This window comes from Deinococcus arcticus, assembly GCF_003028415.1.
GTDB lineage: Bacteria > Deinococcota > Deinococci > Deinococcales > Deinococcaceae > Deinococcus > Deinococcus arcticus.
Genome location: NZ_PYSV01000036.1, coordinates 1 through 15,188, shown reverse-complemented (window position 1 = coordinate 15,188; position 15,188 = coordinate 1). Strand labels below are relative to the sequence as shown.

At 62.5% G+C, this 15,188-nt stretch carries 19 protein-coding genes and 5 pseudogenes; 12 read left to right on the top strand and 12 right to left on the bottom strand.

Features of this window, described 5'->3' with window-relative positions:
- Nucleotides 1-263: 263 nt before the first annotated feature.
- The 3 genes from C8263_RS18335 to C8263_RS18325 all read right to left on the bottom strand — a co-directional run bounded on the left by C8263_RS18335 (nucleotide 264) and on the right by C8263_RS18325 (nucleotide 1,955).
- Entirely contained in the window at nucleotides 264-956 is a 693-nt protein-coding gene (locus C8263_RS18335; RefSeq protein ID WP_107139559.1) for a hypothetical protein, read from the bottom strand.
- The gene (locus C8263_RS18330; protein WP_107139558.1) at nucleotides 953-1,630 is read right to left on the bottom strand and encodes an AHH domain-containing protein; all 678 of its coding nucleotides are present in this window, start codon (nucleotides 1,628-1,630) and stop codon (nucleotides 953-955) included. Before C8263_RS18330 ends, C8263_RS18335 begins: the two co-directional genes overlap by 4 nt.
- Nucleotides 1,631-1,703: 73 nt before the next feature.
- Entirely contained in the window at nucleotides 1,704-1,955 is a 252-nt protein-coding gene (locus C8263_RS18325) for a hypothetical protein (protein WP_146160789.1), read from the bottom strand.
- Nucleotides 1,956-2,222: 267 nt separating this feature from the next.
- Between C8263_RS18325 and C8263_RS18320 the strand changes: the two genes are divergently transcribed.
- Nucleotides 2,223-2,447, top strand: a complete 225-nt coding sequence (locus C8263_RS18320; protein WP_107139556.1) for a hypothetical protein — start codon at nucleotides 2,223-2,225, stop codon at nucleotides 2,445-2,447.
- Nucleotides 2,448-2,563: 116 nt separating this feature from the next.
- Here C8263_RS18320 and C8263_RS19930 read toward each other — a convergent pair whose 3' ends face one another.
- Entirely contained in the window at nucleotides 2,564-2,737 is a 174-nt protein-coding gene (locus C8263_RS19930; RefSeq protein WP_158263864.1) for an alpha-L-rhamnosidase C-terminal domain-containing protein, read from the bottom strand.
- Between the two features lie 334 nt (nucleotides 2,738-3,071).
- Between C8263_RS19930 and C8263_RS19925 the strand changes: the two are divergent.
- Both C8263_RS19925 and C8263_RS19780 read left to right on the top strand, forming a co-directional pair.
- Nucleotides 3,072-3,449 (top strand): annotated as a pseudogene (locus tag C8263_RS19925) (DUF2442 domain-containing protein); the annotation flags it as partial.
- 81 nt (nucleotides 3,450-3,530) lie between these two features.
- On the top strand, nucleotides 3,531-3,899 hold the full coding sequence (locus tag C8263_RS19780) for a hypothetical protein (RefSeq protein WP_233218911.1): 369 nt from the start codon (nucleotides 3,531-3,533) through the stop codon (nucleotides 3,897-3,899).
- A gap of 206 nt (nucleotides 3,900-4,105) precedes the next feature.
- Here C8263_RS19780 and C8263_RS19775 read toward each other — a convergent pair whose 3' ends face one another.
- Both C8263_RS19775 and C8263_RS19770 read right to left on the bottom strand, forming a co-directional pair.
- On the bottom strand, nucleotides 4,106-4,255 hold the full coding sequence (locus C8263_RS19775) for a hypothetical protein (RefSeq protein ID WP_233218916.1): 150 nt from the start codon (nucleotides 4,253-4,255) through the stop codon (nucleotides 4,106-4,108).
- A gap of 72 nt (nucleotides 4,256-4,327) precedes the next feature.
- Nucleotides 4,328-4,708, bottom strand: coding sequence for a hypothetical protein (locus C8263_RS19770; RefSeq protein ID WP_233218915.1), 381 nt, complete (start codon nucleotides 4,706-4,708; stop codon nucleotides 4,328-4,330).
- On the opposite strand from C8263_RS19770, the gene C8263_RS18305 reads away from it, so the two are divergent.
- A complete protein-coding gene (locus C8263_RS18305) occupies nucleotides 4,604-6,616 on the top strand; it encodes an eCIS core domain-containing protein (RefSeq protein ID WP_233218914.1) in 2,013 nt (670 codons plus the stop codon). The two genes, C8263_RS19770 and C8263_RS18305, sit on opposite strands and share 105 nt — an antisense overlap.
- Nucleotides 6,613-6,921: a hypothetical protein gene (locus C8263_RS18300; RefSeq protein ID WP_107139552.1), complete on the top strand. Its 309-nt coding sequence runs from the start codon at nucleotides 6,613-6,615 to the stop codon at nucleotides 6,919-6,921. Before C8263_RS18305 ends, C8263_RS18300 begins: the two co-directional genes overlap by 4 nt.
- Before the next feature lie 113 nt (nucleotides 6,922-7,034).
- Here C8263_RS18300 and C8263_RS18295 read toward each other — a convergent pair whose 3' ends face one another.
- The 5 genes from C8263_RS18295 to C8263_RS18275 all read right to left on the bottom strand — a co-directional run bounded on the left by C8263_RS18295 (nucleotide 7,035) and on the right by C8263_RS18275 (nucleotide 9,760).
- A complete protein-coding gene (locus C8263_RS18295; protein WP_107139551.1) occupies nucleotides 7,035-7,700 on the bottom strand; it encodes an IS6 family transposase in 666 nt (221 codons plus the stop codon).
- Between the two features lie 48 nt (nucleotides 7,701-7,748).
- Nucleotides 7,749-8,033, bottom strand: a complete 285-nt coding sequence (locus C8263_RS18290) for a hypothetical protein (protein WP_107139550.1) — start codon at nucleotides 8,031-8,033, stop codon at nucleotides 7,749-7,751.
- Between the two features lie 116 nt (nucleotides 8,034-8,149).
- On the bottom strand, nucleotides 8,150-9,178 hold the full coding sequence (locus C8263_RS18285) for a tyrosine-type recombinase/integrase (RefSeq protein WP_146160788.1): 1,029 nt from the start codon (nucleotides 9,176-9,178) through the stop codon (nucleotides 8,150-8,152).
- The gene (locus C8263_RS18280; RefSeq protein WP_107139549.1) at nucleotides 9,175-9,525 is read right to left on the bottom strand and encodes a type II toxin-antitoxin system PemK/MazF family toxin; all 351 of its coding nucleotides are present in this window, start codon (nucleotides 9,523-9,525) and stop codon (nucleotides 9,175-9,177) included. The genes C8263_RS18285 and C8263_RS18280 overlap by 4 nt, the downstream gene beginning before the upstream one ends.
- Complete coding sequence (locus tag C8263_RS18275) at nucleotides 9,512-9,760, bottom strand: DUF8778 family protein (protein ID WP_107139548.1); 249 nt, start codon at nucleotides 9,758-9,760, stop codon at nucleotides 9,512-9,514. The genes C8263_RS18280 and C8263_RS18275 overlap by 14 nt, the downstream gene beginning before the upstream one ends.
- A gap of 809 nt (nucleotides 9,761-10,569) precedes the next feature.
- On the opposite strand from C8263_RS18275, the gene C8263_RS18270 reads away from it, so the two are divergent.
- From C8263_RS18270 to C8263_RS19760, 3 genes and pseudogenes are all read left to right on the top strand, one after another.
- Nucleotides 10,570-11,520 (top strand): SMI1/KNR4 family protein, encoded by a 951-nt coding sequence (locus C8263_RS18270; RefSeq protein ID WP_158263862.1) that lies wholly within the window; start codon nucleotides 10,570-10,572, stop codon nucleotides 11,518-11,520.
- A gap of 414 nt (nucleotides 11,521-11,934) precedes the next feature.
- Nucleotides 11,935-12,372: pseudogene (locus tag C8263_RS19765) on the top strand (AAA family ATPase); the annotation flags it as partial.
- Between the two features lie 130 nt (nucleotides 12,373-12,502).
- Nucleotides 12,503-12,967 (top strand): annotated as a pseudogene (locus tag C8263_RS19760) (IS3 family transposase); the annotation flags it as partial.
- A 98-nt stretch (nucleotides 12,968-13,065) separates the two neighbouring features.
- Here the strand turns inward: C8263_RS19760 and C8263_RS18245 are convergent.
- A complete protein-coding gene (locus tag C8263_RS18245) occupies nucleotides 13,066-13,761 on the bottom strand; it encodes a hypothetical protein (protein ID WP_107139542.1) in 696 nt (231 codons plus the stop codon).
- Nucleotides 13,762-13,824: 63 nt separating this feature from the next.
- Between C8263_RS18245 and C8263_RS18240 the strand changes: the two are divergent.
- From C8263_RS18240 to C8263_RS18225, 4 genes and pseudogenes are all read left to right on the top strand, one after another.
- Nucleotides 13,825-13,956: pseudogene (locus C8263_RS18240) on the top strand (IS6 family transposase); the annotation flags it as partial.
- Between the two features lie 164 nt (nucleotides 13,957-14,120).
- A complete protein-coding gene (locus C8263_RS18235; RefSeq protein ID WP_332888962.1) occupies nucleotides 14,121-14,591 on the top strand; it encodes a winged helix-turn-helix domain-containing protein in 471 nt (156 codons plus the stop codon).
- Complete coding sequence (locus C8263_RS18230; protein ID WP_107139541.1) at nucleotides 14,477-15,043, top strand: IS630 family transposase; 567 nt, start codon at nucleotides 14,477-14,479, stop codon at nucleotides 15,041-15,043. Before C8263_RS18235 ends, C8263_RS18230 begins: the two co-directional genes overlap by 115 nt.
- A gap of 25 nt (nucleotides 15,044-15,068) precedes the next feature.
- A pseudogene (locus C8263_RS18225) lies at nucleotides 15,069-15,188 on the top strand (IS6 family transposase); the annotation flags it as partial.

The window sequence follows — 15,188 nt, the reverse complement described above, 5'->3', positions numbered from 1 at the left end:
CGTGGTGAAGATGGGTTTGCGGGAACTGGTACGGTCGCTCGGCCGGGAGTCAGCCCGCCTGGGCGACTTGATTGACCTCTTGACGCCGTTCCACACGCACTCCCCAGAAAGTGTCGGGTACTGAGCATGCAGACTTATGCCGTTATCAATAAGAGGGATACATTGGCAACGCCTTTGGATGAGGGGAAAAGAACCCTCGACGTTCTGGGCTGGGGAGACAGGGCTCCCGGCGCACGCTCGCGCCGGGGCTGCGGTGCCCAGGGTTATGCGCCTTCTGGAACCTGAGGGACGGGCACTGGAACGTCGGTCTCATCCCCCGTGCCATTCTGGTACCCGACCAGGGGCAGGTACACCGGGCCGGCCATCCCGGCGGCGGCGAGGGCCTGCCGGGCGTCCGCAGAGATGAACAGCTGTGTGGGCTGAATGCTCAACCGGAAGAATGGGGGCAGGCCGTCTGCAGGCACGTGCAGGGCATACTCGCTGATGGTCACCAGGCCCTCAATGGCGCGGCTCCGACGCATCTCGCTGCGCTCTTCATCCAAGATGTCCAAGTGCTCCGTGAGATGCACGATGACGTAGTCGCGGTCTGCGGTCTCCAGGCGCCGCTCGACGAAGTCCTCGCTGGGGTCCGGCTCGTCACGCCGGAGGATCGGGTCGATGATGGCCAGGGGAATGGCCACGTGCGGGAACGCCCGCACGGCCAGCAGCAGGTCGAGCATGCGGCGAGACATGATCGGCCACTGCTGATCATTGCTCGGGTAGTGCGTATAGCCCACGGTGCCGAAGCTGGCCGACATGATGATGGGCTCGGGCAGGTTCGCCGGCAGGTTCGTGTGGGCGGTCCACACGCCAAGCGGGGCGAACGCCTCGGTCTGCTCGAGCATCAGGTCGTAGAGCTCATCGGTCCCAAGCAAGTGGTTGGTGCCCCAGAGCAGCTGGTAGGCGGGATCGGTCATGCCAGATTCTCCTGCGGCCCGCCAGGCGCGCTGGCCAGGCGACCGTCCTTGAGCGGGATCTTGCCCTTCTGAATGCGGTCGCGCATCTCATCGGCGATGTCGTCCATCACGACCTTCAGCTTGTCCTTGGGTACGAGGTCGAGGCTTCCGTACGCCCGCTCCAGGGCCACGCGGTTGGTCTCGAGAAGTCCGGTGACGATTGCGTCGTACTGTGGGTGTGAGCTCCAGTGACCTGCGGGGTTGGTGGCGGGATCGAACGCCATCTTTCCGGGGAGGCCCATCAGGTTCTCACCGCGGTCGAGGCTGATGCCAAGGCGCTCTGCAGCCTGGCCGAGTGGATGGTCTTTGATCAGGTTGTCGGGCACGAGGTGGTGGATCTGATGTCCACTCGGCAGCGCGCCATGCATCTTCTTGTCGTTGTTCTTCATCAGCGTGGGGTCGCTGAGTCGGCTGCTGCCCTGTCTCAGGAAGATCTTGCCTGAGCCGTCAACTCCCAGTGGCGCCACAACGTCGTCGTCGGCCATGCCCCGCTTCCGGGCGATGACGATCTTCCCGCCTGGAAGCCGGCGAGTGTAGTACTCCAGTGGCAGTGGCTTCTTGCCCAGAGGGGTGCCGATGAGCGTCCTGATCGTCACCCAGTTCTTGGGCGGGCGGCCGAGCACCTCGCGGATCACGGCCGCCTGGCTGGCGCGCGCGGCGACCTGCAGGGGGTGAGGGGCCGGCGGGTCATCTGGGCCAGCTGCGCCGTCACAACCTGGATTTGGTGATCTTGGCGCCGAGCTTCGTGCTCTTCAGTGGCTTGGCGACGGCGTCACCCAGCCCCGGGATCATGCTGATCAGCGAGAGGCCCGCGCCGAGCCAGTCCCCGCGCGCGACGCTGAGGGCGGCCGACCTGCCGTCAGAGATGGGCGTGGGATCAACCAGACCTGCGATGTCGGCGGCGGCCTGAGTCATATTCAGCGCAAGCTCCTTGTTGAGCCCGTCCAGCTTCTTGCGCATGGCGGCGATGTCAGCGGCACTGGCCGGCCTCGTGGGGAGACGCTGGAGGGCGGCTACGCCTGTCGTGGGCGCCTGACGGTTCACCGGACGTGCCGTGCGGGGCATCTCACTGCCTGCCAGCTTTGCGCCCATTGTGCGCGCTTCCGCTTCCAGCCCAGCATCGGGTCGGGCCAGAGGGTCAATGGCAGACTGAAGAGAGAACCAGCCTCCTCAGCGAATGTGCTCACGCGCGGAGGGCAACTCAAGACGTCAAACTGGAGGAAATAGATGCTCGTGCACATCACCTTGGATCTCACCGAAGAAGCAACAGAGGCCAGAGCGGACGCCGTCCTGGAAGCCTTGCACGGTGCGGGCATGCGCGACATAGATGCCAGGTTTTTAAAACGCTATGCCCTGGTCTCAGGGCAGCTTGAGGCGTCCCAGATTGAGGCCGTCGAAGCCCTGGACGTGGTGAAGGCCGTGGAGCCTGACGGCACCGTCACGGCTCTTTGAACTCTTCTGTTTTGATGGGTTCAAAACCGTTAAAACCAGACTGTCAGCAGGCTTTTAATAGTTGATATCTTATGCATCAAATTGGCGTAGTGCTGCTAATAATCGATCTTAGATTTCTAAGACATGTTTGGGCTCATCCGCGCTGTTATACTTATTCTGCATCCTTCTGTTGCAACGCGAGCAGTTGCCTGTCCGTACGTGGCGTTACTTCTCACGTCCACTTCGCCGTAGGGAGTGAGGTGTCGCGTCTGCGCGTGCGTGAGGCGGCCGTCCGGGCGCGGTTCGACCATCAGGCGGAGATACCGGGTTCCGCCGGCGCGGGGCCCGTCACGGTGCGGTGCAGCCGGATGGCCCAGGCGAAAATCTCGTCCTATACTGCGCCGCCTCCCTCTACCGCCCGCTCCTGCAGTACCTGCCTGTCGAGCACACCACCGTTGAGGGCTTTCAGCTGCAGAGCGAAGTACAGCATCGATATGGCATCACGGCAACGGCACTGGCCAGCTTCACTCAGCATTACGGTGTCTCTTCCGAACGCCTGTGTCGCCGGCTCCTCGATCTCGCGCTGTGCCTCGGGTCTGCGTACCGCATGCCTGATGACGAAGTACGGAGCCTGCTGCACTGGCGGTGGCACAGCCGCCACCGCCGCACTTCCATTCACTCTCCCACACCGTTCTCCGCCATCCAGGCCGGCAACCTTCATCAGGTGGAATCGACCCTGTATCCCCACCCGCGTTCAGGGAGCTGGAGGTGACGTGTGGGCATTCGGCGGTGGAGCCCGAGCGGGTTGACGCACGGCGCATTGTTGAAGTCCTGATCGAGCCTGGCAGTTACCAGCTCTGGGTGACCTTCAACGGGTCCCAGACACACCGGGTTGATCTCCAGCCGCTGTTGCAACTGGAAACGCACCGATCCCTCCGTCTCCGCACTCTCTTTCCCCGCATTAGCCTGACTCCAGAAGGGGACCATCTTGTCTGGCCTGGAGGGGTGCGAGTGGACACCTCTTCCCTTCTGCACGAGCCGGGAGCACCCCTCCCTGTGCGAACTGTGGCCGTTATTCCCTCTGCGCAGCGCTACCGTCCCCTCTTGCCTTACCTGCAGTTTCAACAGCCGCACACCTACCTGCGGCCTGCCCCGATTGAGCCCATGGAGGTCCAGCGGGTCCTGAACCTGCGCACCAGTGAACTCAACCAGATCCTGCGCGGTTCCAATGTTCCGGCTGAGCCTCTCCTGAACAGGCTGTACGACCTGGGGATGTTTCTCACCGGGCATTTCGCGCCGGAGCACCTGTACGCGCTGATGCGCCGCCCGTGGCGATATGGTCAACAGCAACATCCCCACCAACCCCTCCTCCACACCATGCTGGGCTGTCTGCAACACGGTCGGCCAGATTTGATTGAGCGGCCGTGTCTGCTGATTGCAACTGGCCATGAGATGCCATTCGCCCACCAGTAAGCCCTGTCCTCAAGCAGCATTCCAGGTCCGAGTCCGCGCGCCTATTCAGCCCAATTTGAGGGTTTCATCGCATCACCCATCCACAAATGCGGCGGACAAACGTGTGGCCGCCCCGTACACTCCAGGCCGTCGGGAGGTCCACCATGACATTCGCGCCGCGCCGTACCCCCACCCAGGCACCGACCCAACGGTCTGTGGCCTCTCTGTCATCCCAGCCGCACGCGTCTGAAACCGAGGTCAAACAGCGTCAGGCCCAGCAGGCCGTCTGGCGTCATACCGTCCGGCCCGTGAAGGCGCAGCAGCAGGCGGTGCAAGCACCATTGCGAGCCGCCATGCTCGAACAGCAGGAGCGGCACCGCCTGCACCTGCAGCGTCAGGCTCTACAGGCCCAGTTGGCGGCCTTTCCAGTAGACAGTGAGGTCACCCCTTTAAGTCAACCACCCCTGGCGGCGCCGCCTTCCGCGCAGCCTGAGCGCCCTGAGGCGTGGGTTTCGATCATGCGGGCGCGGGCACAGGAGGTCGAAGGGCAACGTCTGGATGACCGTCAGTACGCCCAGTTCACCGCCCTTCAGCGTCAGGTGGCGCATCACCTGGCGCAGGGTTTCCGACGTGACACAGGCAGCCCCCAGAGCCGGTACGACACCTACGGCGAGCACCTGGCCAGCCTGCGACAGCATCCGATCAGCGCCCCGGTCGCCCGGGCGGTGCTGGGCCTGGTGCCACCTGGGGAACGTCTGGCCCTGCAGCGCGCTGTAGACGCCGCCGCACAGCACCATGAAACGCAGGCCGCACAGGCAGCTGAGGCGCATCAGAGGGCCACACTGCAACGGCAACTGGCTGAACTGGACGCCGAAGCCACCCAACCTGTTCTGGCGCGGATTCAGGCCCGCCGCGGGTCAGGGAATCCCCTTCCCAAAGCGGTTCAGCGTCACCTTGAGCAGGGCCTCAACCATGACCTGAGCAAGGTCCGCATTCACGATGATGCTGAAGCGGACAGGTTGGCCAGGGGCGTGAATGCCGTGGCCTTCACCACGGGCATGGACATCTTCTTCCAGGCGGGCACGTTCAACCCGAACACCCAAAGCGGCCTGGAACTGCTGGCGCACGAAGTCACCCACACTGTTCAGCAGGCGCAGGGCAAAGTTGGTCCAGGGATTGATCCTGACGCTGGCCTGGAAGCGGAAGCCCGGCAGATGGGCCAGCGCCTGAGTGCGCAACCCTTCGCGCTGGCCCCGTCACGGGCCCTGGTCAGGCCTGCTCAGGCGCAGAAGACCTCATCCACTGGCAGCTTCCAACGGAAAACGGTGGACCCCACAGCCGCGCTTCTCGCTGCGGCCAACACCGTCCGGCGGCAGATGGCGGCCGGACAATTCGATGCCGCTGTCAAAAGCATTCAGAAGATGCCGCAGGCCCAACGGGACAGCGTGGTTGGCTTGCTCGCCGCAACACGGCCACCGGGCTGGGACGCCCTGCGCCAGGCCCTCCTCAAGGCCAGGGTCAGCAGCCCAAGTATCGACCTGTGTCTGGCCGGTCCCGTGCTGTACGACCCCCTCAAGGGCCCTTCACTGGCGACTATTGCCCTGGAAACGGCAGGGCGGTACGTCAACATGCCGCTGGGCACAAAGCTGGAAAAAGCCATTCGGTACGCGCCGGTCGGTGAGGCGTTCCGCAAGCAGTTCCTGAGCATGATCAGCCTCAGTGCGCTGGTGGGCGCCGCCGCCATCTTCGTGGTCCTGCAGTTGACCCCCGCAGGGTGGGCACTGGACGCAGCGATCATCATTATCAGTGTGGCCACCTTTGGCCCGGCGGCCTTCGCGATCGGAGAGCACCTGGGGGCGTTCTTCCGGCTGGCTGCCCGGGCGACGAGCGAGGAGGACCTGAAAGTTGCAGGGAATCACTTCGCGCAGGCCGCCGCGGTCGTGGGAACCACCGCGCTGGCCGGCCTGATCGGGAAAGCCGTGGGCAAGACGGCCGGGAAGGGGACAGTGGCCCTCCAGCAACGGGGCCTGGGCGTGCCCACTGCCGCGCAACAGGCCCTGCCGCTCTGGCAGAAGCAGTACAGCGCCGCACTGAAACAGGGGCTCAGTGCACGGCAGGCCAGTCTGTCCGCCACCATGAAGGTGCAGGCGCCAACCGCAAAGCCGCTGCAACCGTCCAGTGCGATGAACACGGTCTACGAGGGCAGCCGGGTGGCCAACAAGGAACTGATTCCCCTCACGGCGTACCTGTCGCGCCGGTACAACGTGAAATTTGAGACCCGCAATGGCCTGAAGGACGTCACCCGCTCGACCGAGAAGGTGAACGCGGATTACCAGGGCAATGCCGCCCAGCTGCTGGACGTGTCCGGGTCCCGGTTGCTGTTCACCAAACTGGATGATGTCTACGGCGCACTGGCCTATATCCGCAGCAAATACAACGTGGTGCAGATCAAGGACCGGTTCGTTGCGCCCATGGCCAGTGGCTACCGGGATATTGTCCTGAACATCCGGGCGAGCAACGGCTATGTGGTCGAGCTTCGGCTGGAATTGACAAAAATGTCCAGCTTTGCCGCCAGGGAACACCTCTGGTATCAGGAGCGGCGGACCATTGAAGCCACCATCCGCCAGCAGAACCGTGCCCCGACCGCACAGGAGAAAGCTCGGCTGGTAGAGCTTAAGAAGCTCGCCGAGGATGGCTACGCAGCCATCTGGGCAGAAATGACGAGGGGAAACAAATGAGCAACGTGGTCGTGCGGTATTTCGTGGTTGGCGTGAGGCCCGTCAAGTACGTTGGTCTGGAGGACAGCATCTATCTGGGTGCGGCGTATGCCCTGGACTGGCAGACCGGAAACTTCGTATCTCACGATGATTATCTCGACAACATCCATGGACGCCCATACAAGGATGAAGCCGAGGAGATCTCGCAAGAGGAATTCGACGCCATGGTCGCTTCTTACCGGCAGGAGAAAGGACTGACCAAGTGTGATGACGCCGCGTTCGAGCAGGGGCTGCGGTATTACCGGGACGTTCTCTCGCAAAGCTGAGCCGGCGTACGGCTGTCCAGCATCTCCAGCGGTGCCAACATTTTTTATACGTTTGGTCGGTTCTGGCAACTTAACGAGAAGCAAGCCGGGCGTCCAAGCGGGCAGCCTGAAATTCAGGCTGCCCGCTGCACTCCGTCCTCCCATATGTGCAAGGCGGCTGTCAGGTGGTTTCGTCGGACTTGAGCGGGCATGGTTGTTCGGGTGTGCTGGTGAAGATTCGAGACTCGGGCGTGGAGGGCAAGGAACGCCTGGGCGCGTCGTCGTCGCTTGAAGCCCAATTGTTGCCGCTCTGGTCGGCGGGTTGGGCGGTGCGACTGTTCAATGAGATTGTTGCAGCGTGCCATGGAAGTCACCTGGACGTGCTCCACGGTGTGGAGCACGGGGAGTTCCCGGATTGCCGCCCCGTAGCGCCAGAGTTTGACAGTGTAGATGACTTCTGGCGTGTCGTACTGACCCAGCAGCTGAGCGAAGAAGGTACGGGCCGCTTCGGTATCTCGGCAGCGTTGCAGCAGCATGTCGAGCACAGCACCGTGTTCGTCCACGGCTCGCCACAGCCAGTGAGTGACTCCTCCCACCTTCACGTGCACCTCGTCCAAGAACCATCGGGAACCCCGTCGGGGTTCTCGATGACGCAGGTCCTCAGTGAGCACGGGGGCGAACTTGATGTTCCATTGCCGTAGGGTCTCGTGACTGACCACGATGTCACGCTGGTGGAGCAATTCTTGGACGTCCCGCTGGCGAAGCGGGAAACGGTGGTACAACCAGAGCGCATATCCGATGACGCTGAGAGGAAAACGGTAGCGGTACGGCTTCCGGTCTGTCGCAGCTCACCAGCCTACCGGCGTTAAGTTGCCAGAACCCGCCGACACCTGACTGAACCCCCGGAGGTCATACCAGCTGAGCCTGGGGCCGTAGATGTTCGTGGACTTGGGCACGCCCGTGAGGCCGAGCAGCGCCAGCACCTTCTGGTAATCACGACCGGGATTCAACGCCTGAATGGGGTCTCCCATCAGCACGAACTTGTCGGCCTTCTGCCCTTCATGCGTGACTTCGAGGACGTACCCCGTGGCGTTGGTGTGGCGCCATTCGGACCCGGGGCGTCCGCCGAGCATGTTGCGAGCGATGCCTGTGGGGTCTGGAGGCATGAATGTCACGTTTCAGGGAGGAGCTTGGACGGTGCGCGTCGATTGAACGTCCCTCTTTTGGGATGGCTTCAAATACACGCTTTTCACCACTCATCTACGACACGCCTCAGGTGCTCGTCGTCCCATTTGGCGTAGATGCGCGCGGTCTCCAGCCCGCTGTGTCCCAGATGACGCGCGACGTCTTCCAGGTTTTTGGTGGCTTTATACAGGCGGGCTCCCGCCGTATGTCTCAGCGCATGGGTGCCGAGATAGGGCACATCAGCTTGTTCTGCCAGTGCCTTGAGCCGCTGTCTGGCACGCGTGGTGGTGTAAGGCAGTATGCGGGGCTCATCCGTTGCTGCCAAGGCGCGCCATTCCTCCAGGGCCTTGATCAGCCGCCGGGAAAGCGTCACCTGCCGCCGCTTGCCCCCCTTCCCGTGCTGAACAGTCAGCTGCCGGGCACTGAGATCCAGATCAGCCCACACCAGCGCCGTGCTTTCCGCCACCCGCAGACCAGCATGCCCACCCAGCAGCAGCATCACACGGTCCTGAATGTCTGCACAGTCAAGCAGGGTCGAGAAGTCGCTTTCCGAGTACGGACGCCGCCGTTCCCAGGGGGCGGTCGGATTGCGGCCAGGCCGGGCATCCAGGAAGACGTCCTCTTTCAAGGCACCGGCCCACCGAAGGGCGGCCATGAGGGCCCGGGCCGCAGCGAGGTACACCGTGACCGTAGACGCGGAGCGTTTCGCTTCAAGCATGCGGATCCAGAGCCGGGCTTCATCGGAGGACAGGCGCAGCAACCCGCCAGTACTGGATTCGACGTACCCCAGAAAGGCCCGGACGCCATGGGTATAGGTTCGCTGGGTCTGAGGCGAGGTCCGCGCGCCGGCTGGCCCAAACAGTTGTCGGTGGGCTTGAAGCAGGTCAAGCAAGACCGCTTCATCCAGGTCACGTGCGGCTTCGAGGGCCCGGCGGCGGCGTTCTTCGGGTGTCAGGCTGACCCAGTGGCGGGAAACGGCCATGGCCTCAGTGCGGAACAGCGCGATGCTGAGGGGCGACTGGAGGGCAGGGGCGTCTGGCAGAGGCACTTCGGCCGCCCAGGCGGCCGCGCGTTCAGCGTCACGGTCGGTCATAGCGAGAGGTGCAGTCTGAGCGCGGCGTCGAGTTGCCGCACCTGGGCATCGGACAGGCGACCGATGGGACTGGGCCCGAGGCGCGCAAAACTGATGGTCCGAATCTGTTCGGCCTGGGCTTTGCTGTCCTGGCTGAGGCCGGTTTCGTCGGCTGGCAGCAGCACCTGAAAGTCGTACACGCGGGAGACGTTGCTGGTTACGGGCACCACGGTGACCGCGCCTGCACCTAAACGGTCGACCGTGCGGTTGAGACTGTCGGCACTGACAATGACCACGGGTCTGCGCTTGTCGGCCTCGCCGCTCCTGACGGGATCAAGGTCAGCGACATACAGGTCACCGCGCCGCATTCGTCTCACCGTTCAGCCCATCCGAGGTCACGGCGTCCCACAGGTCGGCCTCGCCGGAGGCCTGCCACTCTTCAAGGGCGGCGGCGTACTGGGTTTCGAGCTCATGTTCGCGGAGCAGGGTGAGGGCCCGCGCGATGACCTCCGATTTGGAGCGGATCTGGTGCGCCTTCTGGTAGTGCATGACAAATTCAATCAGTGTGCTTTCCAGGCTCACACTCATCTTTTCAGAGTTCATAGCCAAATTTTATCGGAAAAAGAGTATGAAATAATCTGCCACTTGGGCACCTCTGCTCTTACGTTAAGACCAATTAACATAAAGACAAGAGCAGGGGAGAGCCCGGAGGTCAACAGCGCCGATCCAAGCTCCTGGTCTGTCCACAGGCGCCACGCGTATCCCTGGTGATCAGGTCGGAGGTTGAATGGGAAAGATCCACGGTGGGACAGCGAAGTTCGACTCCCTACTTCATCTGCGATCCGAGTTTCAAGGCTGGACGAGAGCTGACCTGCACAACAGGTGTGCCGACACCACAGTCATTCCCCGTGTCTGTCCTGGCTGTGAGCGTGAAGACGATGATTGCGGCTGGCGCCCGACCGGCACGGCCTAGACCGGAGCAGGGAACTCACGCTCCAGCGGATCGGAAGAGAACGTGCGTGATCGGGCTCCAGTGACTGGGTGCCTTTACCCCTCAAAAGCTTTGCGAAGGGCCTTCTTGGGCTTCCTACGAGCGAGCTGAAAAAACTTCGTCCTGGACGCTGAAAAATTTCTGCAAATTATGTGGTGACCAAAGTACGATGATGTCTTTGCTCAGGAACAGAACATACGCAACGAGGTGCCCTTGCGCTCTGTAGCCGACACGTGGGGAGATTCAGCAGCCAATCCTTGAACAAGTGGCAAAAGCCATCACGGGAGCAGGTCAAACAAAGATGCGGCCAGCCCGTGCCACTCAGTCGGAGAGCGGCTGGCTCTCTGGGCGACCGGACGCAGGCTCAAGGCCTGCTCCAGCAACGCGCTCACTGGCCGATCAGACATGCGATCATCGCCGCATGGTCCGAGTCGCCCTGCTGGACGGAGAGACCCCCGTCGTCCTGAACGAGCCTGGCCCGCCTGTGGCCGAACGAGACATCGCCGCCTTCGAAGCCCTGTTGGACCGCGCTCTCCCTGCGGACTACCGTGCGTTCCTGCTGGCCTACAACGGCGGTTGTCCCGTGGTCACCCAGGGCACGGGCGAAAACGGCGACGAGTTCATGCTGAGTGGTTTCCTCGAACTCCACCCGGATGACATGGATGAGCCTTACACGCGCCATCTCTGCACGCCTGCCCGTCGTGAAGCGGATTACTGTTGGGGCCTGCCTGTTGACGCTCTGGTGTTCGCGAATGACCCAGGTGGGAATCTGTTCACTCTCAGCCTGGACGACCCGCGTCACACCGTGCGGTTCATCGACCATGAGCTGGACGCGCCCTTCGAGACGCATCGGGTGCTGGCACAAGGTTTCACGGCGTTCCTGCAGTTGATCCGCTCGGTCGACGCCCAGGCAGCGCTCGACGCTGCCGAGCAACGCCACGAACGGGAGACGCTGACGCGTGGCCCATTCCCAGCCGCGCTGGAGGCACAAGTGCAGCGTGCCGAGGCGCTCCACCCAGAGGTGCGGGCGGCGGTGCGGCGCGCTGGCCTGGCGGTCTTCGACGCGAAGAGCCATTTCTCCTTGCATGCCGACCCGCACTCTCTCCATGTCTTTGACGTGATGCTGTGGCTGCACGAGACGGCAACGGGGCCAGGGATCACGCGTTCGGCGATGCACGAGGTGCTCCAGGGATGGTTTCGCGACACGCCGGACGGATTCGGACTCACTGGGTACGCGCCTGGCTTCTTGGACGATTGGTGGACGGCGCGATTTGACGACGGCATCCTGGAAGGCAACCCCGATGGCACAGGACGGTTCACGCCAGCGGCACGCGCGGCCCTTCTGGCGGCGCTGAACACCCACTTGAAGTGAGTCGGGCAGGGGTGATCTGTTGAGCCGTGTCATGAGCTGAAAACGGGTCAGAATCCTGCTCCCGAGCGCGGCTCCTCGCGCGTGGCGTAGGCCGTCCAGCCCATGTCCTCTGTCGATGCATTCCCTACACTCCTGGGGAGGTTCTTATGTGTCGGTACGCCCTGATCCCCTACAAAACGCATTACGCGTGCTTCTCGTGCCGGAAGACCTTTAAAGCTTCTCACCGAAGAGCCAATGGTGCCACGAAGATCTGCCCGCACTGCCGGGCCAGCATGACGATCATGGGCCACGATTTCAAAGCCCCGGTCAGAACCGACGTGTTGGCCTGGCGCAAGGTGGAATATCTGGCCGCACATGGGCTGGTCTTTGCCTCTTGTGGCTGTGGCGGGCCCGGGTACGCGCCGCGAACCATAGGTGACGCCCGGACGCTGGTTGAGTCACGCCTCGGAATTCCGGAAGGGGTGCGGCTGCTCCGGCAGTTCAAATCTCGACATCCTCGCTGACGACCTTACCGTGACACCTGCAGGTCACCCGTTGGAGCTGGTCGTGTTGGTGGGGTTGTCTGGAAGCGGCAAAACGACCTTCTTCCGGGCACGTTTCGCACAGACGCACGCGCACGTCAGCAAGGACCTGTTCCCCCACAACCGCAACAAGGCCCGGCGCCAGCAGCACCTCCTTCAGGAGGCGCTGGAGGCCGGCCAGAGTGTCGTGCTGGACAACACCAATCCAGCAGTCGAAGACCGTTCGGACGCCATCGTGCTCGCGCGGACTTGCGGCGCGCGGGTGACCGGCTACGTGTTCCCCCGGGATGTTCCTGCGTCCATTGAGCGCAACGCCCGCCGCGTGGGCAAGGCCCGCGTTCCCGACGTCGCCATCTACTCAACAGCCAAACGCTGGCAGACGCCCACCCTCGAAGAAGGTTTCGATCGCCTCTTCACCGTCATCCTCACGCCGGAAGGGTCCCTCGAGATCCTGCCATGGGATGACCTACGTGTGGACCAGGGAAGGGTGGGTGTACTAGGCGGTGGTGATTGACCTGCACTCGCGCAGGGTGGTGGGCTGGTCGATGAGTGAGCGCATGACCACCGACCTTCCCTTGGCAGCCCTACGGATGGCGTACGAACGTCGTCGCCCGCCGCCGGGCCTGCTGCATCACTCGGATCGGGGAAGCCAATAGGCGAGTCGGGCCGACCGACTCGCTCTGGAGGGCCTGAGGATGACGTGCAGGATGAGCCGCAAGGGGGATTGTTGGGATAACGCCGTCGTGGAAAGCTTTTTCGCACATCTCAAGCGGGCGGAGGTTGCCGAGACGGTCTCTGCGACTCGGCAGGCGGCGCGGTCGGCCTTGTTCAGCGACCTTGAGGTGTTCTACAACAGGGAACGTAGGCATTCGTCGCTGGGCTATCTCAGCCCCGCGGAGTTTGAGCAGTCGTCGCGGGCCGCTTAACTCCCTGTCCACTACAGCGGGTCAACTCCACTGCCAGACTGGCTTGTTGAGGCGTACAGCTGAGGGTCAGGGACGCGACTATCGGACAACTTGAGCCGTCACGCTCCCTCAGGCACCTCTGGCACGGGCACCGGCACGTCAACCTCCTCGCCCCCGCCATTCGTATAGCCGTTAAGGGGCAGGTAGACGGGCCCGGCAAGTCCGGCGGCAGCAAGGGCCTGCCGAGCTTCGGCTAAGATGAACAACTGGGCCGGCTGGATGCTCAGGCGGAAGATGGGGGGCAAGCCACTCGCGGGAATATCGAGCACGTACTGGTCGATGCCAACCCACCAGGGCATGTCGGGATCACGCTCAACACCTGAAGCCTCTTCATTGAGGATGTCGAGGTGCTGGGTCAACTGCACGATCACATAGTCGTGGTTGGCAGACTTGAGACGTTGCTCCAGGAAGTCGGGACTCGGGTCAGGATCAGCGCGGTACACGATCGGGTCTGTGATCGCGACCGGGATGGCCCGGTGCGGGAACTCGCGCACAGCCAGGAGCGTGTCGAGCATCTTGCGGGACATGATGGGCCATTGCGGGTCATTACTAGGGAAGTGCGTGTAGGTCACGTACCCGAAGTTCGCGGCGAAGATGATGGGCGCGGGCAGCCCCTCTGGAACGTAAGTTTCCAGGGGCCAGAACCGGGGCAGACCCTCGTGCTGCTTGACCCGCTCAAGCGTCAGGTCAGTGCGGTCATCGCTCGTGAGCAGGTGTTCGATACTCCAGTTCATCTGGTAAGCGGCTGAGGTCATGCCTGATTCTCCTGCATTGCTCCGGAGGGTTCTGGCAACTTAACGCTGATAGGCTGCCGAGCTGTGACTGACCGGAAGCCCTATCGACATCGATTCCCGCTGAGTGTCATTGGGTATGCCCTGCGGCTCTACCACCGCTTCCCCCTCAGCCAGCGGGACGTTCAGGAACTGCTTCACGAGCGTGGTGTTCAGGTCATATAAATCTAAAGTATAGTTAGCGCATCAAAGCGTTGATTCCCCTGAACCACCTCAGTGCAGACGAGCTGCTGCGCCGTCAACGTCATGCATCGACGGCCGACGAGCGTGATCGCTGGTTTGCCCTCCGAACACTGACGCTGCATCCTGACGCTTCACGAGCAGTGCTTGTCCAGCAGCTTGGACGCGCCAGAAGTTGGCTGTCCCGTGTGGTCCGGCTCTACAACGAGCACGGCCCTGACGTCATAGAGGACCATCGAAAAGGCCGAGCAGGTCAACCCCCCGTTCTGGATGCTGCAGGGCGAGCCGCGCTTGATGCGCGCCTCCAGGCCGCACCCGATGATGGTGGGGAATGGACTGCACGGAAGGTCGCTGAGTGGATTGAGCTTCACACCGGCCGACGCGTCGATCCGACGACCGCGTTGCTGTATCTGCACCGGCTTGGGTATTCCAGGCAAAAGGGGCGGCCCGTTCATCCCAAGGCCGCCAGTGAGGAAGCGCAACAGGAACAGCAAAAAAAATCCGGGCGCTGGTTAAAGCAAGGCAGCGAGCGCACCCAGAGCAGCGGGTCGAGTTCTGGTGCCAGGACGAAGCGCGGTACGGCACGAAAAGCGTCCTCAGCAAAACTTGGATGAAGAGAGGGGAACGCCAGAGCGTTCCCCACAGCAACGGGTATGCCTGGCTGTACGTGTACGGCTTCGTCCATCCCTTGACGGGACGCTGTGACCTGCTGCGATTCGACAGTGTCGATGTGGCGTCCTTCAATGCCGCGCTGCACTTGTTTAAGGCACGCGTCGATCCCCACAACGAGGCCCACATCATCCTCTATGTCGACAATGCCGGGTGGCACCGCAGCAAGAGGGTGATCTGTCCTGAAGGCATCGAACTGATGTTTTCTCTACCCTACACACCAGAATTGATGCCCGCCGAGCATCTGTGGCCACCGATCAAAGCGGGGTTGGTCAATCGCGCCTGGAACAGCCGAGCTGAGTTGCTCGCGGCCGTTGACGAGCGATGTGCTTGGCTGATGACCCAAGAGGCGCTGGTTTCGCACACGACGTTTTTCCACTGGCTTCCTAATGCATAATGCACAATCTTTACTTCAGTTTAGTATCAGTCACGAGACCCTCCGTCAGTGGAACATCAAGTTCGCCCCACTCCTGACCGAGGAACTGCGCCATCGAGAACCCCGGCGGGGTTCTCGATGGCATCTGGACGAGGTCTGCGTCAAG